Origin of the sequence: Pseudomonas sp. MWU16-30322, from assembly GCF_020515535.1 — a bacterium.
Taxonomy (GTDB): Bacteria; Pseudomonadota; Gammaproteobacteria; order Pseudomonadales; family Pseudomonadaceae; genus Aquipseudomonas; species Aquipseudomonas fluorescens_H.
In genome coordinates, this window is record NZ_JAIWYL010000011.1 from 20,548 (window position 1) to 42,505 (window position 21,958).

18 protein-coding genes are annotated in these 21,958 nt (G+C 61.5%); 4 read left to right on the forward strand and 14 right to left on the reverse strand.

Going from position 1 to position 21,958, the window contains the following annotated elements:
- Positions 1 to 107: 107 nt before the first annotated feature.
- Positions 108 to 1,082 carry a porphobilinogen synthase gene (gene hemB / locus LCH64_RS22025; RefSeq protein WP_003223551.1) on the forward strand — a complete coding sequence of 325 codons (975 nt, stop codon included), beginning with the start codon at positions 108 to 110 and terminating at the stop codon, positions 1,080 to 1,082.
- A 124-nt stretch (positions 1,083 to 1,206) separates the two neighbouring features.
- On the opposite strand, the gene LCH64_RS22030 is transcribed toward hemB, so the two are convergent.
- Both LCH64_RS22030 and LCH64_RS22035 read right to left on the reverse strand, forming a co-directional pair.
- Entirely contained in the window at positions 1,207 to 2,742 is a 1,536-nt protein-coding gene (locus LCH64_RS22030; RefSeq protein WP_226501243.1) for an FAD-dependent oxidoreductase, read from the reverse strand.
- A gap of 209 nt (positions 2,743 to 2,951) precedes the next feature.
- Positions 2,952 to 5,156 carry a TonB-dependent siderophore receptor gene (locus LCH64_RS22035; protein WP_003223556.1) on the reverse strand — a complete coding sequence of 735 codons (2,205 nt, stop codon included), beginning with the start codon at positions 5,154 to 5,156 and terminating at the stop codon, positions 2,952 to 2,954.
- Here LCH64_RS22035 and LCH64_RS22040 point away from each other — a divergent pair.
- Positions 5,155 to 5,316, forward strand: a complete 162-nt coding sequence (locus LCH64_RS22040) for a hypothetical protein (protein WP_226501244.1) — start codon at positions 5,155 to 5,157, stop codon at positions 5,314 to 5,316. The genes LCH64_RS22035 and LCH64_RS22040 overlap by 2 nt on opposite strands.
- 96 nt (positions 5,317 to 5,412) lie before the next feature.
- Positions 5,413 to 6,504 (forward strand): DUF1615 domain-containing protein, encoded by a 1,092-nt coding sequence (locus LCH64_RS22045; RefSeq protein WP_226501245.1) that lies wholly within the window; start codon positions 5,413 to 5,415, stop codon positions 6,502 to 6,504.
- Between the two features lie 7 nt (positions 6,505 to 6,511).
- Here LCH64_RS22045 and LCH64_RS22050 read toward each other — a convergent pair whose 3' ends face one another.
- The 11 genes from LCH64_RS22050 to LCH64_RS22100 form a co-directional block, all read right to left on the reverse strand.
- Positions 6,512 to 7,213 carry an anti-sigma factor gene (locus tag LCH64_RS22050; RefSeq protein ID WP_003223560.1) on the reverse strand — a complete coding sequence of 234 codons (702 nt, stop codon included), beginning with the start codon at positions 7,211 to 7,213 and terminating at the stop codon, positions 6,512 to 6,514.
- Positions 7,210 to 7,743, reverse strand: a complete 534-nt coding sequence (locus tag LCH64_RS22055) for a sigma-70 family RNA polymerase sigma factor (protein ID WP_226501246.1) — start codon at positions 7,741 to 7,743, stop codon at positions 7,210 to 7,212. Before LCH64_RS22055 ends, LCH64_RS22050 begins: the two co-directional genes overlap by 4 nt.
- A gap of 179 nt (positions 7,744 to 7,922) precedes the next feature.
- A complete protein-coding gene (locus LCH64_RS22060) occupies positions 7,923 to 8,444 on the reverse strand; it encodes a DUF3455 domain-containing protein (protein ID WP_110721270.1) in 522 nt (173 codons plus the stop codon).
- 116 nt (positions 8,445 to 8,560) lie between these two features.
- Positions 8,561 to 10,246 (reverse strand): ABC transporter ATP-binding protein, encoded by a 1,686-nt coding sequence (locus tag LCH64_RS22065; RefSeq protein ID WP_226501247.1) that lies wholly within the window; start codon positions 10,244 to 10,246, stop codon positions 8,561 to 8,563.
- Positions 10,247 to 10,260: 14 nt separating this feature from the next.
- Positions 10,261 to 11,283, reverse strand: coding sequence for an ABC transporter permease (locus LCH64_RS22070; protein WP_226501248.1), 1,023 nt, complete (start codon positions 11,281 to 11,283; stop codon positions 10,261 to 10,263).
- Entirely contained in the window at positions 11,283 to 12,347 is a 1,065-nt protein-coding gene (gene yejB / locus LCH64_RS22075) for a microcin C ABC transporter permease YejB (protein ID WP_226501249.1), read from the reverse strand. The genes LCH64_RS22070 and yejB overlap by 1 nt, the downstream gene beginning before the upstream one ends.
- A gap of 1 nt (position 12,348) precedes the next feature.
- On the reverse strand, positions 12,349 to 14,214 hold the full coding sequence (locus LCH64_RS22080) for an extracellular solute-binding protein (RefSeq protein ID WP_226501250.1): 1,866 nt from the start codon (positions 14,212 to 14,214) through the stop codon (positions 12,349 to 12,351).
- 229 nt (positions 14,215 to 14,443) lie between these two features.
- Positions 14,444 to 17,155: a TonB-dependent receptor gene (locus tag LCH64_RS22085; protein ID WP_226501251.1), complete on the reverse strand. Its 2,712-nt coding sequence runs from the start codon at positions 17,153 to 17,155 to the stop codon at positions 14,444 to 14,446.
- Between the two features lie 207 nt (positions 17,156 to 17,362).
- Positions 17,363 to 17,764: a biopolymer transporter ExbD gene (locus tag LCH64_RS22090; protein ID WP_003223575.1), complete on the reverse strand. Its 402-nt coding sequence runs from the start codon at positions 17,762 to 17,764 to the stop codon at positions 17,363 to 17,365.
- Complete coding sequence (locus LCH64_RS22095; protein ID WP_003223576.1) at positions 17,764 to 18,471, reverse strand: MotA/TolQ/ExbB proton channel family protein; 708 nt, start codon at positions 18,469 to 18,471, stop codon at positions 17,764 to 17,766. Before LCH64_RS22095 ends, LCH64_RS22090 begins: the two co-directional genes overlap by 1 nt.
- 46 nt (positions 18,472 to 18,517) lie before the next feature.
- The gene (locus tag LCH64_RS22100; protein WP_226501252.1) at positions 18,518 to 19,336 is read right to left on the reverse strand and encodes an energy transducer TonB; all 819 of its coding nucleotides are present in this window, start codon (positions 19,334 to 19,336) and stop codon (positions 18,518 to 18,520) included.
- Between the two features lie 1,112 nt (positions 19,337 to 20,448).
- On the opposite strand from LCH64_RS22100, the gene LCH64_RS22105 reads away from it, so the two are divergent.
- Positions 20,449 to 21,072 carry a glutathione S-transferase N-terminal domain-containing protein gene (locus tag LCH64_RS22105; protein ID WP_226501253.1) on the forward strand — a complete coding sequence of 208 codons (624 nt, stop codon included), beginning with the start codon at positions 20,449 to 20,451 and terminating at the stop codon, positions 21,070 to 21,072.
- Between the two features lie 135 nt (positions 21,073 to 21,207).
- Here LCH64_RS22105 and LCH64_RS22110 read toward each other — a convergent pair whose 3' ends face one another.
- Positions 21,208 to 21,648 carry a CBS domain-containing protein gene (locus tag LCH64_RS22110; RefSeq protein WP_045122370.1) on the reverse strand — a complete coding sequence of 147 codons (441 nt, stop codon included), beginning with the start codon at positions 21,646 to 21,648 and terminating at the stop codon, positions 21,208 to 21,210.
- Between the last annotated feature and the right edge of the window lie 310 nt (positions 21,649 to 21,958).

The following is a 21,958-nucleotide window of genomic DNA, read 5'->3' on the forward strand; positions in this document are numbered from 1 at the left end:
CCTCGGTAATGCACTCTTGATTGATCCAGGTTTGTACCTGCGCCCACCGAAGGCATAAGCTTCGCCCCCTACGACTTTCGTCTCATCTGCCGTTTTCAGGAAGATCCATGTCCAGCCAGTTCCCCGAAGCACGTCCCCGCCGTCTGCGCCGCAATGCGAGCCTGCGCAGTCTGTTCCAGGAAACCGAGTTCAGCCTGAATGATCTGGTGCTGCCGATTTTCGTCGAAGAAGAGATCGATGACTTCGTGCCGATCAAGAGCATGCCGGGGGTGATGCGCATTCCCGAGCGCAAGCTGGCCAGCGAAATCGAGCGCTATGCCCGTGCCGGCATCAAGTCGGTGATGACCTTTGGCGTGTCCCATCATCTGGACGCCAACGGCAGCGACACCTGGCGCGAAAACGGCCTGGTTTCGCGCATGTCGCGGATTGCCAAGGACGCCGTGCCGGAAATGATCGTGATGTCCGACACCTGCTTCTGCGAATACACCGATCACGGCCACTGCGGCGTGATGCACAACCACGAGGTCGACAACGACCAGACCCTGATCAACCTTGGTAAACAGGCGGTGGCCGCGGCGCGTGCCGGCGCTGACGTGATTGCCCCGTCGGCGGCGATGGACGGTCAGGTGCGGGCGATTCGCCGCGCGCTGGATGACGCAGGTTTCACCCAGATTCCGATCATGGCTTATTCGACCAAATTCGCCTCGGCGCTGTACGGCCCGTTCCGCGAGGCCGGTGGCAGTGCGCTGAAGGGCGACCGCAAAAGCTATCAGATGAACCCGATGAACCGCCGCGAAGCCCTGCGTGAATCGCTGCTCGACGAGCAGGAAGGCGCCGACGCGCTGATGGTCAAACCGGCCGGTGCTTACCTCGACATCATCCGCGACATTCGTGAAGCCTCGAACCTGCCGCTGTCGGCGTATCAGGTCAGCGGCGAGTACGCGATGATCAAGTTCGGCGCGCAGGCTGGCGCGATCGACGAGGACCGTGTGGTGCGTGAAAGCCTGGGCGCGATCAAGCGCGCGGGTGCGGATCTGATCTTCACCTACTTTGCGATGGATCTGGCCCTGGCCGGGATCTGACGATTACCGCAGAACCCCCTGTGGGAGCGGGCTTGCTCGCGAAGGCGGTGTATCAGCAACGAATGGGTTGACTGACCCGCCGCCTTCGCGAGCAAGCCCGCTCCCACATTGGGACTGTGTAGGGTCAGGGGCAGTGGAAGTAGGGGCGGATCCCGTGATCCCGAAAGTACCGCTCGATCACCTTCGGATCCGCACTGTTATCGGCAATCGCCACATAGGTATCCGGGCGCAGCAGATAAAACCCGTTACGTGCCAACCCCGCCGTATCAAACGCCGGCCGCCAGTCGAACACGTGCAGCGGCAGGTTGTGTTCATTGCACCAGGCGATCATCTCGTCGCTGGTGTCGCCGTACACATGCACCTGCCAGCACGGCTGCCGCAGCGGTTCGTAATTATCCCCCTCACCATCATGCGCCCACGGCAAGCGGTCACCGCCGTGGACGTGGCCGGCCGTGCCCTGGCTCAGCGGCATGCCGCGGTAGTTGAGGGTGACTTGCGAGACGGTGCGAAAGAGGAACTCGCGGCTGACCTCGAATGAGGCCATTTTCGGGATCAGAAACGGTGCCAGGCGCGTGCGCAGCAGATCGGCGATGCGCCCCTCGGCGGTGACGAAACTGAAGACCTTGTCGGTGGTCGATACCAGTCGCCGGGCGAAGGCGATGCGTTCGGTTTCGTACGTGTCAAGCAGCTTCGCCGTGGCGCTGCCGTTGAGCACGGCGGCGAGTTTCCATGCCAGGTTGATCGCATCGCCGATGCCAGTGTTCATGCCTTGGCCGCCGGCGGGGCTGTGCACATGCGCGGCGTCGCCGAGGAGAAACGCCCGACCGCTGCGAAAATGTTCGGCCACGCGGTGGTGCACACGGTAGGTCGAGAACCAGTTCACGTCTTCGATGTGCACTTTCAGGTGTTCGATGGCGCGGCTGCTGACATCGGAGAATTCCAGGCTTTCGGCGCGATCCGCGCGCTCGTCACGCACCGTGCCGATCAGGCGGGCACGGCCTTCGCCGGCCAATGGAAACACGGCGAGGAAGTCCGCTTCATCCAGATCCAGGTGCAGCTCACCGTTCATCGCCGGGCCGCTGGCCTTGACGTCGGCGACGTAGAAAATCTGCTGATAGGTGCCGCCGGGGAAACCGGTGTCGAGGGTTTTGCGCACCACTGAGCGGGCGCCATCACATCCCGCCAGATAGCAGGCCTGGCAGATTTCCTGTTCGCCATCGGGCAGGCGCAAATGCGCGGTGAGGCCGTCGCCGGTCTCTTCGAAACTTTCCAGCGTGGTGTCGCGTTCGACAGTGACGCCGTAGTCTTCGAGACGCTCGATCAGCAGCCGTTCGTGTTGATCCTGCGGGAAGATTTCGACGAATGCGTACGGCGTCAGGCCTTCGCCGATGCGGTTCAACGGCAATTGCGCGACCGGTTTGCCGTTGACCCAGAAATTCGCTGCCGCCACCCGATGGCCGTTGCGCACCACGGTGTCGGCCAGATCCAGTTGCCGGTACAACTCCAGCGTGCGCGCCTGCACCGCCAGCGCCCGTGAGGTGCTGCCGGGGGCGGAGGCCTTGTCAATGATGCGCACGCGCACACCGAGTTTGCTCAGCCACAGGGCCAGCACCAGACCGGTGGGGCCGGCGCCGATGATCAGAACGTCACTGCGGTTCATGGGCCTGTCCTCCGTTGGCTGTGCAGCAAGTATGGATCAGATGGAAAGGGTAGCCAGTGTCGGCCTCTTCGCGAGCAAGCCCGCTCCCACAGTCGAACGCATTCCAAGGTGGGAGTGGGCTTGCTCGCGAAAAGGCCTTTTCAGGCACCCAAAAACCAAAAAGGCCCCACAGCGGTAAAGCTGCGGGGCCTTTTCATTTTGGCAGAGGGTTAGAAATCGATCGTGCCCGACAACTTCGCCACGCGCGGCTCACCCTGAGTCAGATAGCCGCCCTGCGCCGATTCCCAGTATTTCTTGTTGGCCAGGTTTTCGACGCCCAGACGCAGGGTCACATCTTTCTGCGACACCTTGAACGCGTAACGCGCACCCGCGTCGAAGCGGTTCCAGGTCGGCAGACTGAGGTTGTTGGCTGCGTCGGCATACTGGCCGCCGGTGCGCAGCATACGCGCATTCAGCGCCACGCCTTGCAGGCCCGGTACATCCCAATCGGCACCGGCGTTGAACTGGAAGCTCGGCACACCAATGGCACGGTTACCGTCGTTGGCGCCGTTCTGGGTGTTCTTCAGTTCGGTGTGCATCACGGTCACGCCGCTGAGCAGGCGCAGGCCGCTGATCGGCTCGCCGAAGACGTTCATTTCCACGCCTTTGTTGATCTGCTCGCCTTCACGCACGTAGGTGCAAGTGGTGGCACTGTTGATTTCACAGTAACCATCGCTTGGCTGCTCGATGCGATACACGCCCAGGCTCGCACCGTAAGTGCCCATGTCGACTTTGACTCCGGCCTCGGTCTGCTTGGAGCGTGCCGGCGCGTAGACTTCGTTGCCGTTGGTTACCTGGAAGCCACCGGTGCTGGTCGGCGAGGTCGGACCCTGCGCCAGGCCTTCGATGTGGTTGGCGTAGAACGACACGTGCTCCCACGGCTTGAACACGATGCCGTAGACCGGCGTGGTGATCGATTCGTCGTAGCTCGACTTGCGGCTGCCGCTGCCGTAACTGGCGTAGTTGTAGCCCTGCACCACCAGTTGCTGGCGACGCAGTCCGGCGGTGATCAACAGGCGATCATCGAAGAAACCGAGGGTGTCGGAGAGCGCGAGGCTGCGGTTGAAGGTCTTGCCGACAATGCCCGGATCGCTGACGTCGCCGCCGGAAAAGTTGCCGACCGGCGACGGGGTTTCCACCGGGTGGTAGATGTTGTTGGCGTACTTGGTCAGGTCGAAATCATAGGCGCTGCGCTGCTCGGCCCACAGACCGCTGAGGCCGAAGTTGAGCTTGTGGCTGACAGCACCGGTGTTGAACTTGCCGTTCAGGCCGGCCATCAGGCTGGTGTTGTCTTCATCGTGAGGAATGAACGAGCCGGTGGTGAACGAGGCGCCGTTGTTGCCCACCAGCGTGGTCGAATTGTAGCGCCCGACTTCGCGGGTGTGCTTGGCGCCGCCGGCGACGTACGCGGTCCAGTTGTCGTTCAGGTCGTACTCGGCGCGGAGCATGCCGAAGGTGTCTTCGATGTCGGTGTAACCCCACTTCGGCGCGTAATTGGTGTCGGCCGACGGCGCGTCCGGAATGTGCGTGGCGGTGCCGAGGTTGACCGAGTTGCGCCCACCGTTGACGCGTTCCTTCTGATAGGCGAAGTCGCCGGAAATACGCAGCGCGTCACCGCGATAATCAAGGCCGATGCTGAACAGTTTCGAACGCTGGTTTTCGTGGTCGATGCCGGTATCACCTTCGCGCTGGGACAGGTTGATCCGCGCGCCGAAGCGATTGTCTTCGCCGAAACGCTGGCCGATGTCGAAGTGCTGACCGATGCGACCTTCGCTGTTGATGTCGGTGGTGTAGCGGCGCAGCGGCTCGTCGCCGGCACGCTTGGGTTGCAGATTGACGCCACCGCCGATGCCGGAGCCGGTCGGAGTCACGCCGTTGATGAAGGCGTTCGGGCCTTTGAACACTTCCACGCGCTCCAGGGCGTCGGTGGAAATGATCTGTCGCGGCAGCACGCCGTACAGGCCGTTATAGGAAATGTCATCACCGTTCAGCGGCAGGCCGCGGATCATGAACACCTGCGCCTGGTTGGAGAAACCCGAGGCCTGACGTACCGAAGAATCGTTGAGCAGCACATCGGCGACGTCTTCGGCCTGCTGGTCCTGAATCAGCTGTTCGGTGTAGGACGTGGCACTGAACGGCACATCCATCATGTCCTGATTGCCCAGCACGCCGAGCTGACCGCCACGGGCGACCTGACCACCGGAATAAACCGGGGGCAGGGCGCTGGGCGTCGGCGCCTGGGCATTGATGTTGACGTTGTCGAGCACCAACGCCTTGCTGTTTTCATCGGCCGCGTAGGCAGTGACCGTCAGGGAGCACAGTAAAGCGAGAAGCGTTGGGCGAAAAGGAACACCGGGTCGAGCTGGAGTGGACATGTTTCGTACCTGGCGGCGCGCCGCCGATGAGAAAATTTTACGGCGCGGGGAACTCCTTGCGCAAATGCGACTCCAGGCGCAAATGATAGGAGTTCGCAGTAACGTTTTGCAAACGGTTTATCTTGCTGAAATTCCAGACCTGAATGGAAACCTGTGGTGAGGGGATAAATCCCCTCACCACAAAGGTCACAGTCCTAGCCTGCGCCACACTTTTGATCGTATGGTGAACCCGCCTCAATGCACGCCAAGGAGCGCCATGCACACCCCTCGATTACTGATCTCCCTCGCCGCGCTGCTGGTGCTCGCCGGTTGCGCCGGCCAGCGCAGCCAAGAGCCGGCGCCGCGTGCGCCGGCCGAAGTGAAGGCCGAAATCGTGCGGCTGATGCCGACAAAAGTACCCGACCGTCAGGGCTGGGCCACCGACATCTACGCCGCGTTCGCTGCGCAGCACATCAGCCCGACCACACAAAACCTCTGTTCGGTGCTTGCCGTGGCCGAGCAGGAGTCGACTTTTCAGGTCGATCCGACTGTGCCGGGCCTGGGCAAGATCGCCCGCGACGAAATCGACCGCCGTGCCGGCAAGGCACACATCCCCGGAATGCTGGTCAGCGCCGCACTGGCCGTGCGTTCGCCCACCGGCAAAACCTATAGCGAACGCCTCAACGCGGCACGCAGCGAGAAAGAGCTGAGCGCAATCTTCGACGACTTCATCGGCATGGTGCCGATGGGCCGCACCTTGTTCGGCGGCTTCAACCCGGTACACACCGCCGGGCCGATGCAGGTCAGCGTCGAATTCGCCGAGCAACATGCCAAGGATTATCCGTACCCGGTAAGCGGCACGATTCGCCACGAAGTGTTCACCCGCCGTGGCGGCATGTACTTCGGCATCGCCCATTTGCTCGGCTATCCGGTGAGTTATCGCGAGCCGCTGTACCGCTTTGCCGACTTCAACGCTGGTTGGTACGCCAGCCGCAATGCCGCGTTTCAGAACGCCGTCAGCCGAGCCTCGGGCATCCCGCTGGCGCTGGATGGCGATGTGATCCGCTACGACTCGATCATGCCCGGTAGCACCGAACTGGCAGTGCGCACCCTCGGCAAGTCGCTGGGCATGCGCAACCCGACCATTCGCGATCAACTGGAGAAGGGCAAGACTCTGGAGTTTGAAGACACCAGGCTTTATCAACGAGTGTTCGAATTGGCCGAGAAGGCCGAAGGCAAGACTTTGCCGCGCGCGGTGTTGCCGGGGATCGTGCTGCAGAGCCCGAAAATCACCCGCAAATTGACCACGGCATGGTTCGCCAAACGCGTGGATGAGCGCTACAAGCGCTGCATGGCGAGGGGCGGGTGAGACGCCGTCACAGCACTTTGACCGCGCGACCAATCGCCTGAATCGGCCCGGTCGGTTTACCGATCGGCGAGCCATTGGCGCCTTCCAGCGTCAGCTCGAACAGCTGATTCGGTTGCAGCGGCGGCAGCTTGTCCAGCGGCACCGACAGCGCCTCGCCCGGTTTGACCAGCCCCAGCGACACCGGCCCTTGCCAGCCGTCAGCCTTGGTCCAGAACTCCAGCGCCTTGTCCGCCGGCACTTCGACCACGCCCAGCGGGATCAACTGAATTTCCCGTGGATTACTGGCCTGAATCACCCAGCCTGGCGCCTTGTCCTGCGGCGCGACCAGCACCACCAGATAATTCGGCTTCGATGGGGTCTGGGTCAGCAGAATTGCCCCCAATACCAGCGTGGCCGCCAGTCCGGCGGCGCTCAGCCCGCGCCACAGCGGCAGCAGATTCCACCACGAGGTTGACGGCGCAGCCGGCGCTTTTTGCGCGAACCGCTCGACACTGCGCTCGATGCGCGGCCACAAGTGCGGCGAAGGCTGCTGCGTCCCGGCAAATTCGGTCAGGTCGAGCAAGCGTCGCTCCCAGGCATCCACCGCCGCTTGCAATTCGGGGTCGTGGGGCAAGCGCTGTTGCAGCGCTTCACGCTCCGGCGCCGACAGGGTGCCGAGCACGTATTCACTGGCCAGTTCATCACGTTCCTGCGCCGATTCAGTGGTCATCCCATGCACTCCCGCAAAGCGTTGAGGCTGCGTTTGATCCAGGCTTTGACCGTGCCCAGCGGCGTGTCCAGGCGCGCGGAAATCTGTGCATGGCTGTAGCCGTCGACATAGGCGTGGAGAATGCAGCTTCGCCGCTGCGGGTCGAGTTGTTCCAGACAACGATGGATCCGCGCCGAATGGCCCTGCACATCGAAGGCGTCCTCGTCAGGCACGGCATCGTGCTCTTCGTTGAACGGCGTCTCCCGGCTTTGATCACGCAGCTGGTTCAACGCCAGATGCCGGGTCACGCTGAACATCCAGCCGCGCGCTGAACCGCGCGCCGGATCAAATTGCGCCGCACCGTTCCAGATCTTGATAAACGCCTCATGCACGATGTCTTCGGCCAGCGCCGCGTCACGTACCAGTCGTTTGGCAACGCCGAGCAGGCGCGGGCCTTCCTGCACGTACAAATCGCGCAGGGCCGACTGCTCGCCGCGGGCACAGGCAGCGAGACGGGCTTCGTAATCGAATTCAGATTCGGGTAAGGACATGTCGTGCAATCTAGCTCACATTCCGCAAACATCCAGACAACCCGGGTGTCCCTTTGGACGCCTGTGTGGGAGGGGGCTTGCTCCCGAAGGCGGTGTGTCAGTGAACGAGAGGGTGGCTGACACACCGCCTTCGGGAGCAAGCCCCCTCCCACAAGGAAGATTTGTGCGGGATCGGAAAGTCAGTTCGCCGCCCAGAAAATGTAGTCGGCCTGATACTTCACCACTTCCTGCTTGCCCTTGTTCGCTGCCGTGCATTCGCTGCCTGGCGCTACGCCGCCCTTGAGCGCGACACGCTGGATGTAGCTCACGCCGCTCATCGCGCCTTTGCCTTCAGCGGGGTTGGCCTTGACCAGTTGATAGGGCAGGTTGCCCGGGCTCGACGGGGCGACTGCCAGTTGCGTGCCGGTGACTTTCGAACCGTCCTTGGCCTGCCAGGTGGCGGGCGGGCCGAAGTAGGTGCCGACCTGCTTGCCGCTGCGATCATTGAGCACCGCTTTAGGGCCGACGAAGGTCCACTCGGTCTGCCCGGCCGCGTTGGGCTTGTCGCGGCATTCGTAAGTGATCTCGCCGACGCCAGTGGTTTCCAGGGCGATCTTGTGACCGTCCGGGACTTTGATTGCGTCGGGGTAACTGCTTTGGGCGAAGGTTGTCGAGGACAGGGCGAGCAAACCGGTGAGGCCAATCAGTTGAGTGATGTTCATCAGTGTTATCTCCGAAAGGGTAGATCGCTGGCAGCCGAAGAGGGCTGTTACAGGGACTACCCGTGACGGAGGCGTTTGGATGCAGTGCCTGAAAAATATTCTTCAATCTCTGCAAATCAAAACTGTGGGAGCGAGCTTGCTCGCGAATGCGTAGTGTCAGTCGACTCATTTATATCTGAACCACCGCTTTCGCGAGCAAGCTCGCTCCCACAGGGGGCTTCAGCGGTCTTGAGGCCGGAGGCTTTCAGCAGTTCCTGGGTATAGGGATGCTGCGGTGCGGCAAAAATCTCCCGCGACGACCCTTGCTCAACCACCTTGCCATCCTTGATCACCATCAAGTCATGGGCCAGCGCATGCACCACCGCCAGGTCATGGCTGATAAACAGATACGTCAGTCCATGCTTGATCTGCAATTGCCGCAACAAGTCCACCACTTGTTTCTGCACCGTGCGATCCAGCGCCGAGGTCGGCTCGTCGAGCAGGATCAGCGCCGGCTCCAGCACCAGTGCGCGGGCGATGGAGATGCGCTGGCGTTGGCCGCCGGAGAATTCGTGGGGATAGCGATGGCGACTCTTTGGGTCGAGGCCGACTTCCTCCAGCACGCGAATCACCGCTGCTTCGCGCTCGGCCTCGGTGCCGATGCCGTGGGTCAGCAACCCTTCGGCAATGATCTGCTGCACCGACATGCGCGGGCTCAGGCTGCCGAACGGGTCCTGGAACACCACCTGAATCTGCCGCCGTAATGGCCGCATCAAGCGTTGATTGAGCAGGCTCAACTGCTTGTTGCCGAAGCGGATATCGCCCTCGGATTCCACCAGCCGCAGGATCGCCTGGCCCAGCGTCGATTTGCCCGAACCGGACTCGCCGACAATCCCCAGCGTCTTGCCGCGTTGCAAGCGGAAACTGACCCCGTCCACCGCTTTGATGTACGCCTGCGAACGACTGAACAAGGCCTTGGGCAGGGCAAACCAGACCTTCAGATCGTCGACTTCCAGCAGGTTGTGCTGGTACGGACTCGGCACCGGCGCACCGCTCGGTTCAGCCTCGATCAGCAAGCGGCTGTAAGGGTGCTGCGGCGCGCGAAACAGCGTCTCGCAGTCGGCCTGTTCGACGATTTCGCCGTGGCGCATCACGCACACCCGTTGCGCGATGCGCCGCACCAGATTGAGATCATGACTGATCAGCAGCATCGACATGCCGAGCCGCTGTTGCAGCTCGATCAGCAGCTCGAGAATCTTCTGCTGCACGGTGACGTCCAGCGCCGTGGTCGGCTCATCGGCGATCAGCAGTTCCGGCTCATTGGCCAGCGCCATCGCAATCATCACCCGTTGCCGCTGTCCGCCGGAGAGCTGATGCGGGTAGGCTTTCAAGCGCTGCAGCGGTTGGCGAATGCCCACCAGTTCGAGCAATTCCAAAGTGCGCTCACGGGCGGCGCGGCCCTTGAGGCCCTTGTGAATCTCCAGCACTTCGCTGACCTGTCGTTCCACGGTGTGAAGTGGATTGAGCGAGGTCATCGGCTCCTGGAAAATCATCGCAATCCGGTTGCCGCGCAAACCGCGCATCTGCTGCTCGCTGGCGTCCAGCAAGTTCACCCCGTTGTAAGCAATCGAACCGCTGCTGCTGACGGTTTTCCCCGGCAACAGGCGCAAAATCGAATGTGCCGTGACCGACTTGCCCGAGCCGGACTCACCGACCAGCGCCAAGCATTCGCCGCGGCGGATATCGAGGTTCAAACCGTGCACCACCGTCTGTTCGCCAAAGGCAACACGCAGGTCGCGGATCTCGATCAAATTGTTTTGCATATCAGCTCCTTGGATCAAGATCGTGGATCAAACGCATCTCGGCAAGCCTCACCGATGAATACCAATAAGGACAAAATCAGCGCCAAGGCAAAAAACGCCGTCAGCCCCAGCCACGGCGCCTGCAGATTGCGCTTGGCCTGGCCAATCAGTTCGCCCAGCGAGGCGGTCCCGGCGGGCATGCCGAAACCGAGGAAGTCCAGCGCGGTGAGGGTGGCGATGGCGCCGGTCAGAATGAACGGCAAGTAGGTCAAGGTGGAGGTCATCGCGTTGGGCAGGATGTGCCGGCACATCAGCTCACTGTCGGTCAGGCCCAGCGCCCGCGCGGCCTTGACGTATTCCAGATTGCGTCCACGCAGGAACTCGGCGCGCACCACATCCACCAGCGCCAGCCAGGAAAACAGCGCCATGATCCCCAGCAGCCACCAGAAACTCGGCGAGACAAACCCGGACAGAATGATCAGCAGATACAGCACCGGCAGCCCCGACCAGATCTCCAGCACGCGCTGCCCGAGCAAATCGACCCAGCCGCCGTAATAACCCTGCAACGCCCCGGCAACGATGCCGACCAACGCACTGATGCCGGTGAGGATCAGCGCAAACAGAATCGAAATTCGTGTGCCGAAAATCACCCGCGCCAACACGTCCCGGGCCTGATCGTCGGTGCCCAGCCAATTGCTCGAAGAGGGTGGGCTGGGTGCCGGTTCAGTCAGGTCGTAATTGACCGTGTCGTAGCTGAACGGGATCGGCGGAAACAGCATCCAGCCGCCCTGATCCTCGATCAGCGAGTGCACGTAAGCGCTGGCGTAATCCGGCTGGAACGGCAGCTCGCCGCCGAAATCGGTTTCCAGATAATCGCTGAGAATCGGGAAGTACCAGGCGCCGTGGTAGCGGATCACCAACGGTTTGTCGTTGGCGATCAGTTCGCCACCGAGGCAGATCAGGCACAGCCCGAGGAACAGCCACAACGACCAGCGCCCACGGCGATTGGCCTTGAACTGCGCGACCCGGCGCTGACCCAGAGGAGAAAGTGTGAACATCAGGCAGTCCTCGCCGAGAAGTCGATGCGCGGGTCGAGCAGGGTGTAGCTGAGGTCGCCGATCAGCTTGATCAACAGGCCAAACAGGGTGAACAGGAACAACGCGCCGAACACCACCGGGTAGTCGCGCGACACCGCCGCCTCGTAACTCATGCGTCCGAGGCCGTCGAGGTTGAAGATGGTTTCGATCAGCAAGGAACCGGCGAAGAACACCTCGATCAGCGCCGAGGGCACCCCGGCCACCACCAACAGCATCGCGTTGCGAAATACGTGGCCGTAAAGCACGCGGCGCCCGGTCAGACCCTTGGCCCGCGCGGTGATCACGTACTGGCGGCTGATCTCGTTGAGAAAGCTGTTTTTGGTGAGGATGGTCAGGGTGGCGAACCCACCGATCACCAGCGCCGTGACCGGCAGCACCAGGTGCCAGAGGTAGTCGCCGACCTTGCCCAATGTACTAAGGCTGTCGAAGTTATCCGACACCAGGCCCTGCACCGGGAACCAGTTGACGTAGCTGCCGCCGGCGAACACCACGATCAGCAGAATCGCAAACAGAAACGCCGGCATCGCGTAGCCGATGATGATCGCCGTGCTGCTCCAGACATCGAATGCGCTGCCGTTCCTGATTGCTTTGCGGATGCCCAGCGGGATTGAAATCAGGTAGGTGATCAGCGTTGCCCACAGGCCGAGCGACAACGACACCGGCAGCTTCTGCGCGATCAGATCGGTGACCTTGGCGCCGCGAAAAAAACTGCTGCCCAGATCCAGACGTGCGTAGTTTTTCAGCATCAGCCACAGGCGTTCGTGCATCGGTTTGTCGAAGCCGTAGTGGTGTTTGATTTCCTCGATCAGCGCCGGGTCCAGCCCGCGACTGCTGCGCCCGGCACCGCCAACCGCGGCGACTTCACCGCCGCCGCCCATGCTGTGTCCGCCGAAACCTTGCAAGCGTGCAATGGCTTGCTCCACCGGGCCGCCCGGCGCGGCCTGCACAATCAGGAAATTGACCACCAGAATGCACAGCAGCGTGGGGATGATCAGCAGCAAGCGTCGACTCAGATAACGCAGCATGTCACTGGCCCCCCGCGAGCTGGGTGTGCATCTGTTGCGTGGTCAACGGCTTGGCCGAGACCTCCCACCAGGTGTTGAGGCCTTCGTCGTACGCCGGTTGCACCGGTGGCATGCCGAAGCGGTTCTGATACACCGTCGGCGTGCCTTTGGAGTAGTAGTTGGGAATCATGTAGTAACCCCATTGCAGCACCCGGTCGAGGGCGCGGGCGTAATGCACCATGGCGTCGCGGGTGTCGGCCTTGACCAGCCCGTCGATCAGTTGATCGACCGCCGGGTTGGCCAACACCATCGAGTTTGAACTGCCGACTTGCGTGGCACTTTGCGAGGCGTACAGGCTGTACAGCTCGCGGCCGGGGGAGACGATCGGATCGCCACTGCGCGGAAAACTGGTGACGATCATGTCGTAGTCGCGGGCATTGAGCCGATTGACGTATTGCGCCGAGTCGATGCGGCGCAGATTGAGGGTGATGCCGATCTGCGCGAGGGTGCGTTTGAACGGCAACAGCATGCGATCAAAACCGCCCTGACCGTCGAGGAAGGTGAACTCCAGCGGTTCACCGGCGGCGTTGAGCAGCCGATTGTTGTGCGGCGTCCAGCCGGCCTCGGCGAGCAGCTTCAGGGCTTGCAACTGCTTGTCGCGGATGTAGCCGCTGCCGTCGGTTTTCGGCGCCTGATACACCGTGGTGAACACCTCGTCGGGAATCTGCCCGCGCAACGGTTCGAGGATCTTCAGTTCCTCGGCGTCAGGCAGGGCGGTCGCGGCCATTTCACTCTTCGGCCAGAAGCTGTTCTGGCGCACGTAGAAGCCGCGCATCATCTGCTTGTTGGTCCACTCGAAATCCCACAGCAGGCTGATCGCCTGACGCACGCGGCGATCCTGAAAAATCGGGTTTTGCAGGTTGAACACGAAACCTTGGGCGGCGGTGGGTTTCTGCGGGGCGAGGATCGCCTGTTGCAAGCGCCCGTCACGCAGCGCCGGGCTGTCGTAACCCACCACGTAGCCGGACGAGGAAAACTCGCGGTTGTAGTCGAACGCCCCGGCCTGCAACAGCTGGCGGGCGACGTCGGTGTCGCCGTAGAAATTCACCGTGAGCGTGTCGAAGTTGTACATCCCGCGACTGACCGGCAGGTCTTTGCCCCACCAGTCCGGGTCGCGCTGGAAACTGATGCTGCGCCCCGCGTCGACCGTGCTCACCCGATACGGGCCGCTGCCCAGCGGTGGCTCGAAGCCGCCGCCGTTGGCGAAATCGCGAGTCTGCCACCAGTGTTCAGGCACCACGCGCAGGGTCGCCAGGTCCAGCGCGAGGGTGCGATTGAGGTTGTTCTTGAAAGTGAAACGAATCTGCCGCGGATTCTCGATCAGCACCTCCTGCACGTCGGCGTATTGCTGGCGATAGCTCAGGCTGCCCTTGGTCATCAGCAGGTTGAAGGTGTAGCGCACGTCCTCGGCGGTGATCGGCGTGCCGTCGGCGAAGCGGGCCTTGGGGTTGAGGGTGAAGCGTACCCAAAGGCCTTCGGGATCGCGTTCCATCTGTTGCGCGACCAGACCGTAAACGGTGTAGGGCTCGTCGAGCGAACGGAACGCCAGCGGCGCATACACCCAGTCGTTGACCTGCACCACGGAAATGCCTTGATCGGCATACGGGGTGATGTAGTTGTACTGACCGATTTCCATCGACGCGCGACTGAGCGAACCGCCCTTGGGCGCGTCGGGATCGACGAAATCGAAATGCTCGAAACCCGCCGGATACTTCGGCGCCTCGCCATATACCGTCATTGCGTAGCTGCCGGCGGCCATTGCCGGCACGGCGGCGCAGAGCAAAACGCCGCCGAGCAGCAGGCCTGCCATGTTGCGCATGAATCTCATGAAGTTTTTCCTCTAAGCCCGAAAACTCACTGGCAACTCTGAAAACTGTGGGAGTGCCCTGTGGTGAGGGGATTTATCCCCGACCGGCTGCGAAGCAGTCGCAAACCCATTGCATGCGGTGATTCTGGTCATCCGCAGTTCAGGTTTTGGGGGCGCTTCGCACCCCATCGGGGATGAATCCCCTCACCACAAAAGCTCAGTCACACAAAGGATGTGTCCAGCCCTGGGGTCAGAAGTGATACGTCATGCGCGCAAACAGCGTGCGGCCCAGCGGGTCGGTGTAGCGCGGGTCATAGCCGCTCTGGAAGTTGTAGGCCTGGTTGGTGAAAGGCGGGTTGCGGTCGAACATGTTCTTCATCCCCGCATCCACGTCCAGCACCTTGTTGAAGGTGTAGCCGGCCGACAGATCCCACACCGAATACGACGCGACGCGCGCATGGGTATCGCGGTCGTAGTCGTTGTAGCCGGTGGTGAAGCGGTTGGTCAGCGACGCGCGAGCCGCGCCGAAGGTCCAGCTGCCGGTGAGGTTGTGTTTCCAGCGCGCGATCACCCCATCCCCTTCGAAGTCGCCGACCTTATCGGTGAACGGGCCCTTGATGGTGCTCTGAAAGTCGTAACTGTCGACGTAGGTGCCTTGCAGCCCCAGACCGAACTGGCCGTAAGGGGTGTTCGGGAAGCGGTAGTCCAGCGATACATCGACACCGTTGGTCTCGACGATGCCGAGGTTGGCGTTGCCGGTGACGATGTAGTTGAGCGTGCCGTCGGCGTTGCGCACGAAGCGATCCGGATAGCTGCCGGCCTGATCGAACACGGTGGATTCGGGGAACGGCTGGATCTGGTTGGAAATGTGAATCCACCAGAAATCCAGACCCACCGACAGGTTGCTGACCGGTTGGTAGACGAAGCCCAGCGTCACGTTGCGCGCCTTCTCCGGGGCGAGATCTTCGTTGCCGCCAATCTGGTTGAGGAACTGCTGGCCGCAATCGCGCCCGCCGTTGCCGCCCGGTTGCACCACGCCACCGATACACAGCACCGGGTCGTTGTAGTAGCCCTGGGTGTAAGTGATGCTGCGCGGCGAATACAGCTCGTAGAGTGACGGCGCACGGAAGCCTTCACTGTACGCGCCGCGCACCACCAGCTCCTTGAGCGGCTGATAACGGAACGAATATTTCGGGTTGGTGGTGCTGCCGAAGTCGCTGTATTTGTCGTGGCGCACGGCGGCGGACAGTTCCAGGCTGTCGAGCACCGGTACGTTGATTTCTGCGTAGGCAGCTTTGACGCTGCGGTCGCCTTCGACACTGCCGTTGGGGTCGATGCCGAGGCTCTGAATGTCACCGGCAAACTGTTCGAAGTCCTGGTGGAATTTCTCTTTGCGGTACTCGCCACCCAGTGCCAGACCGGAAGGGCCGGCACCGAACCAGTCGCCGATCTCGCGGCTGATCCGCCCGTCAAAACCGGCCACGCGGCCGACGGCGGTGGAGTAGGCGCCGTGGTACATGGCCTGGTCGATGTACTGCTGACCGGCGGCCGATTGCGGGCCGAACGGGTTGAGCAGACCGCTGGCCAGGCCGTTGATCATCGCCTGATCGCTGACATATCCACTGGTGACGCTGGAGACGATTTTGTTCTGGTTGTACGAGGCGCCGACGTTGTAATCCCAGCCGCCGACGAGACCGTCGAAGCTCAGCAGAAAGCGCTGACTGGTGTTCTGGTCTTTCGATTCACGCGGGCCAGCAGCAGTCTCGCGCCAGTTGACATCGACCGGTTGCGTCGGGTCGAGGGCGAAGCCGGTCGGGCCGGGCGTGATGCCGTTGCCGGGGTAGTAGGGCGACGAGGAATCCAGGCTCAGGCCAGTGAGCGGTGCCGGGCCGACCGCCGTGGCGTTGTTGTTGCGCGACCAGAAGTATTCGAGGTTGACGTTGTGGTCATCCGCCAGCTTGCCGGTGGTCTTGCCGAAGAACGACGTCTTTTCGGTTTGCGGAATCAGGTCGATGTATTCGCGGGTGCTGAAGCGGCACAAACCGTCGCGCGCCACCAGATTGGGGCCGTTGCAATTGCTGTTGGCCAACGGGTTGGTGGCATTGCCGTTCTGGCTGTAGTTGCCGGGGAACGCGGTGCCGGAGGTCTGATCCAGACCGCGGCCGGGCACATAGTCGCGGGCGAAGGAGCGGTCGTTGGCGTCGAGGTTCTGCTGCTTGTTGTAGTTGAACACGCCGAGCACGTTGAAGCGGTCTTGCTCCAGATCGCCGTAGCCCCAACTGGCGCTCATGTCTTTGGTCGCGCCGCCGCCGCTATGGGTCGGGGTTTCGCCACCGAGGGTGAGCTGGCCGTCGGTCATGGATTTCTTGGTGATGAAGTTGATCACGCCGCCGATGGCGTCGGTGCCGTAGAGGGCCGACGCGCCGTCGCGCAGGACCTCCACACGCTCGATGGCGGCAAACGGGATCATGTTCAGATCCACCGCGCCGCCGGCCGAGTTGGTGCCGGACAAGGCATTGTTGGCCAGGCGCCGACCGTTGAGCAGCACCAGGGTCTTGTTCGCGCCGATGCCGCGCATGTCGGCAAACGAAGCACCGCCAGTGGCCGCGCCCACGGAGCCGGCGCTGTTGTTGATCGACTGGCTGCCGGTGATCCGCTGCACCAGTTCGGCGGTGGTGGTCACGCCCTGTTTGCGCAGCTCATCGGCCTTGAGAATGGTGATCGGCACCGCCGTTTCCGCATCGACCCGGCGAATCGCCGAACCGGTCACTTCCACCCGTTGCAGTTGCGTGGTCGGCGCCACCACCGCTGCCGCAGCGGGCACGGCCGCGTTGTCATCCTCGGCGGCTTGCACTGCCCCGGCGCCCATCCCCATGGCCACCAGATACAACGGAACAAAACGGTGACGAGAGATCGTGGCCACCAAAGGTTTGAGCGTAAAGCGTGGAGTGTTCATCAGCATGGTTGTTTCCGACTTTATTAGACGTTATCGAAATGGCCTTGTGAGCCCTGATTGCGCAGGTCACGGGGGTGCCGCGCCGCGAAAAACCACTTTCTTCAAGCAAGCCGATCCCCTCCGAACACGCGTTGCGTTTTTTCGGTCGGCTGATTGCGACGGGATTCTTCAGCGGTGCCGGGCGCGCTTCTCAATGCGCGCCCGGCACCGCACTCAGTGGGTGGTCATCACCGAAATCTTGCTGATGCCCGAGCGCTCGATGGACGCCATGGCCTTGGCCACCTGGCCGTAATTGACGTTGGCGTCGGCCTGCAGCTGCACGCGCACTTCGGCGTCCTTGGCCTTGACCTCCTTGAGGCTGGCTTCCAGCGATTCCGGCGCCAGTTCGGTTTTTGCCAGGTAGAACTTGCCGTCCTGATCGACGCTGACCACCACCGGGTCTTTCTTCTCGGCGGGGGCGACGGCGTCGGTTTTCGGCAGGTTGACCTTGATCGCGTTGGTCATCAGCGGCGCGGTGACGATGAACACCACCAGCAGCACGAGCATCACGTCCACCAGCGGCGTGACGTTCATTTCGCTGAGCACTTCATCGCTGTCTTGCGTGGAAAAGGACATCAGCTGGCCTCCCGCACGGCGGCTGTGGTTTTGCTGGCGATGGCCTGACGGCTGATGGAAAACGCGCTGCGTGAAGCGAGGGCGTCGAAGTCGTGGGCGAAGTCATCCATGTCCGCCGAGGCGAGTTTCAGGCGGCGCAGGAAGAAGTTGTAAATCAGCACCGCCGGCACCGCGACGGCGATCCCCACGCCAGTGGCGATCAGTGCATGGCCGATGGGGCCGGCGACCGCCTCAAGGCTGGCCGAACCGGTTTCGCCAATGCTTTGCAGGGCTTCCATGATTCCCCACACGGTGCCGAACAGACCAATGAACGGCGCGGTGCTGCCGATACTGGCGAGGATCGCCTGACCGTTTTCCAGGGAGCGGCGTTCTTTCTGGATCTGCTGGCGCAGGTTGCGTTCCAGGCGATCGGAACGGTTGATGGTGTGCGCCAGTTGTTGCGTGGTGCGCGGCGATTCTTCCACCAGCAAGGCTTCGAAACCGCTGCTGGCGATGCGCGCCAGCGAGCCCGGATACTGGCTGGCGTGTTCGGCGGCGGTGAGCAGATCCGGCGCGCCCCAGAAGGCTTTGCTGAACTGTTTGTTCTGGGCTTTCTGGCGCAGGTATTGCGCCGACTTGACCAGCAGGATTGCCCAGCTGACCACGGAAAACAGCACCAGGCCCCAGAGCACACCGGGGACAATCATCGAAGACAGTGAAGAGTTCATGGCTACACCTCGCTTGCATTAAGTCGGTTATGAGTTGGGTCTGCCGTTATTGCGGCAATTTGAAATCGATGGTCTGGGTGGCGAAGCCGTCAATCGGCGTGTCACCGCGCTTGGCCGGAATGAATTTCCAGTTCTTCACTGCCGCGACGGCGGCGTCATCCAGTTGCGGCTTGCCGCTGGACTTGGTCACCGTGACCGAACCGGCGCGACCGTTGGCCAGCACCTGAATGCGCAGCACCACGCTGCCTTCCCAATTGCGCCGCAGCGCCAGCGACGGGTACTCCGGCGGCGGGTTGCCGAGGCTGGCGAGACCGGAAATCGCTGCCGATTCCTTGACCGGGCCGGGCGCGGCGGCAGGGGCCGGTGGCGCGCTTGGTGTCGCCGGCGCAGCGGGAGCGGCCGGTTGTGCCGGGGCAGGCGGAGCTTTCGGCGGCTCGACTTTCTTCACCGGTTTGGGCTTTTCGAGCGGCTTCGGCTTTTCGATCGGCTTGGGCTTCTCCACCGGTTTGGGCGGTGGCTTGACCGCGTCTTCGTCTTCCACCGGTTGTTCAGGCTCAGGAGGTGGAGGGGGTGGCGGTGGTGGCTCCGGCGTGGGCGGCGCAGGCGGTGTCGGGCTGCTCAGCTCGACAGTCATTTCCGGGATCTGCGGCGGTGTCGGCAGTGGCTCGGGTCGAGTCTGCTGGAGAAACCACCAGGCGCCGCCGTGTATCAGCGCCGATACCGCTACCAGCAACAGCATCTGCTGTTTATTCAACCCGCCGGGTTGCGACGTGTTGGCTGCGAAGACCGGCCTGTCCGGTGGCGGCGGGATTGGCGCTTCCCGTAACGGCCCCGGCAGGGTTCTGTGCTTTACCGCATCGTTCATTAAAGCTCCCTCGGGTTGATGAAGGGCAATAAGGTGCCGTCCGAACAATTGGTTGATGTTCGAGTGGGTGGGTGAAACTTTCTTTTGGGTGTACGCAAGCCGATAGTTGAACTATCTATTGAACAGGGCTTGCTTACAGTTACTGGCTTAGAGCCATCGACTTCGAGTGTTCATTAGCCATTCCCTGGTTGTTCTTGTGCTTTATGTAGGAGCGGCCCGAGCCTTCGGCAGCTCCTACAGTTGATTACTCAAATTTTGTTTTGCAACCGCTGTGCCAAATGTTGCGCAAATGTACAGCGGTTATTTCATGGCTGTTACCCGTGTCGCATTTATATAAGTTTTACTGGCGGGCCAAGTTTTCTTTAATGCGTGACTGTCCACGGCCCCGAATCCCGGGGCTTTTTTACAGGCGAGTCAGGCCTGGCGCTGTATCCGGCGGATCAGCCAGATAGAGCCGCTGAAGTCGAGTCTGCCAAGGCACTTGATGGTGCGCGGCGGACTGATTTGGTGCGGGTCAATGGATTAGCGGGTCACAGGCTGTATTCCTTGTTCTTGTTCAATTGAAATCACTGTTTTAAATGTTGGTTAGTTATGCTCGGGAGTGCGCTTTTGGTGCAATAACAAAAACCCTTAAGTTATTGTTCGACAATCCTGTTGCTAGTCATTGATTGATCGTTTGTGCAATAACTTCATGAGGTGTATTTAAAAAATAAATAGTGTATTGCCGCTGGCGCAGCCAATGCCGCCAGACGCAGTGCAGGACTGTCGGTTCAGGTAATAAGATAGATGTATTGATTACCGGGACTGTGGCGGTGAACTCGGCGTTGCGCCAATTGATACCCACAGGCAGTAGTAATGCGGCAGAACGATTGAAGATTCACGCAGTGACCTCCTTGTTGCCAGCTCGGATACGCGAACTTTTGGTTCGGTATCGCACCTTACAAGAACGCGGATAGCGCTCGATGATTGCTCTTGGTGCGGGATGGGCACCGCCAGCGCTGTTTTGCGAGGTTTGAATTCGCAAGTCGCGAGTGCATGGAAAAAATGTGCCAAAGCCGATACACCCGCTATAAATAGGGCTACACCAGACCTGTCGAGATCGAGGAGGGGACATGTATCAACTTTACGGACATCTCAATTCAGGTGCTGCCGCGATCGAAGCGGCGCTGGAGTTGTGCCAGATCGCCTACCGCTTCATCGATAGCCAGGCCTCGACCGAAGCCGCCGAGGCACTGGCGCTGCTCAATCCACTGAAGCAGGTGCCGACCCTGCAATTGCCCGATGGCAGTGCGATCACCGAGAGTGTGGCGATTCTGATTCACCTGGGCCTGAGCTTTCCCGATTCCGGTCTGTTGCCGGCCAAGCCGGGGGATCGCGACCAGGCGATTCGCGGCATGGTCTACATCGTCAGCAATTGCTACGCGGCCATCGGCGTCATCGATTACCCCGAGCGCTGGCTGGTGATGCCCGACGAGGCCTCACGGCAAAACCTGATGGCCGGTGCCCGCGAGCGTTTGCACTGGAGTTGGGAGGTGTTCGCCGACCAGTTTTCCGCCGAGCTGTATCTGGACGACGAAAAGCCGGGAGCACTGGACGTGCTCGCGGCCGTGGTGACGCGCTGGGCGGGGAGTCGCGAGCATCTGCGCCAGACGCGGCCGGGGTTTCATGCGTGGTTGCAGCGCATTGACCGGCATCCGGTGCTGGCGCCGGTATTTGCCCGGCATTGGCCGTCCTGAACACCCCATAAACCAATGTGGGAGCGGGCTTGCTCGCGAAGGCGGTGGATCAGTCGAAACCTCTCTAACTGACCCACCGCCTTCGCGAGCAAGCCCGCTCCCACAGGTGATTTGCAGTGCTCGCGCGAAAGGTGATCATTCCCCGCGAATGTACTGCTCCAGCTGTTTGATCAGCTCCGCCTGTTCGGCAATCGCCTCTTTTACCAGGTCGCCGATCGACAACAGACCGATCAGCTTGCCGTTCTCCACCACCGGCAGGTGGCGCAGGCGTTTGTCGGACATGATGCTCAGGCAGGTGTCGACGGTCTGGTGGGTGTCCACGGTGATCACCGGTGAAACCATGATGTCGCGCACCGGTGTGCCCACCGAGGAACGCCCGTGCAGCACCAGTTTGCGCGCGTAGTCACGCTCACTGATGATGCCCAGCACTTCGTCGTTCTCCACCACCAGCAAGGCCCCGACGTTTTTCTCGGCCATCTTCATCAGCGCTTCGAGCACCATGTGACCGGGTTTGATCTGGTGTACTTCCTGATTTTTCTGATCTTTGAGCTTGAGCAGTTGGGCGACGGTCTTCATGGCGGTTACTCAGGTGTTGTCGTTGTTCTCCAAGCATCGTAGACGCTGGCGCGCAGAGCAAGGTGGCAAAGCGGCAGATAGCACGCAAAAAACGTCATTTGCCGGTTTTTCCGGCTTTGCTCCAACCCTGTGGCGAGGGAGCTTGCTCCCGCTGGACTGCGTAGCAGGCCCAAACCCTGAGAATTCGGTTTGCCTGATGCACCGCATTGCCTGGTTTTACGACTGCTGCGCAGCCGAGCGGGAGCAAGCTCCCTCACCACAGGGAATGGGGTTATCGCTTGAAGGGCAGCGTAGAATGCCCCTCTGATTC

Bases quoted from the DNA above. Each gene is read 5' to 3' on its own strand.
- hemB (WP_003223551.1), top strand. From the start codon at position 108: ATGTCCAGCCAGTTCCCCGAAGCACGTCCCCGCCGTCTGCGCCGCAAT.
- LCH64_RS22030 (WP_226501243.1), bottom strand. From the start codon at position 2,742: ATGAACCGCAGTGACGTTCTGATCATCGGCGCCGGCCCCACCGGTCTG.
- LCH64_RS22040 (WP_226501244.1), top strand. From the start codon at position 5,155: ATGTTTCGTACCTGGCGGCGCGCCGCCGATGAGAAAATTTTACGGCGC.
- LCH64_RS22035 (WP_003223556.1), bottom strand. From the start codon at position 5,156: ATGTCCACTCCAGCTCGACCCGGTGTTCCTTTTCGCCCAACGCTTCTC.
- LCH64_RS22045 (WP_226501245.1), top strand. From the start codon at position 5,413: ATGCACACCCCTCGATTACTGATCTCCCTCGCCGCGCTGCTGGTGCTC.
- LCH64_RS22050 (WP_003223560.1), bottom strand. From the start codon at position 7,213: ATGACCACTGAATCGGCGCAGGAACGTGATGAACTGGCCAGTGAATAC.
- LCH64_RS22055 (WP_226501246.1), bottom strand. From the start codon at position 7,743: ATGTCCTTACCCGAATCTGAATTCGATTACGAAGCCCGTCTCGCTGCC.
- LCH64_RS22060 (WP_110721270.1), bottom strand. From the start codon at position 8,444: ATGAACATCACTCAACTGATTGGCCTCACCGGTTTGCTCGCCCTGTCC.
- LCH64_RS22065 (WP_226501247.1), bottom strand. From the start codon at position 10,246: ATGCAAAACAATTTGATCGAGATCCGCGACCTGCGTGTTGCCTTTGGC.
- LCH64_RS22070 (WP_226501248.1), bottom strand. From the start codon at position 11,283: ATGTTCACACTTTCTCCTCTGGGTCAGCGCCGGGTCGCGCAGTTCAAG.
- yejB (WP_226501249.1), bottom strand. From the start codon at position 12,347: ATGCTGCGTTATCTGAGTCGACGCTTGCTGCTGATCATCCCCACGCTG.
- LCH64_RS22080 (WP_226501250.1), bottom strand. From the start codon at position 14,214: ATGAGATTCATGCGCAACATGGCAGGCCTGCTGCTCGGCGGCGTTTTG.
- LCH64_RS22085 (WP_226501251.1), bottom strand. From the start codon at position 17,155: ATGCTGATGAACACTCCACGCTTTACGCTCAAACCTTTGGTGGCCACG.
- LCH64_RS22090 (WP_003223575.1), bottom strand. From the start codon at position 17,764: ATGTCCTTTTCCACGCAAGACAGCGATGAAGTGCTCAGCGAAATGAAC.
- LCH64_RS22095 (WP_003223576.1), bottom strand. From the start codon at position 18,471: ATGAACTCTTCACTGTCTTCGATGATTGTCCCCGGTGTGCTCTGGGGC.
- LCH64_RS22100 (WP_226501252.1), bottom strand. From the start codon at position 19,336: ATGAACGATGCGGTAAAGCACAGAACCCTGCCGGGGCCGTTACGGGAA.
- LCH64_RS22105 (WP_226501253.1), top strand. From the start codon at position 20,449: ATGTATCAACTTTACGGACATCTCAATTCAGGTGCTGCCGCGATCGAA.
- LCH64_RS22110 (WP_045122370.1), bottom strand. From the start codon at position 21,648: ATGAAGACCGTCGCCCAACTGCTCAAGCTCAAAGATCAGAAAAATCAG.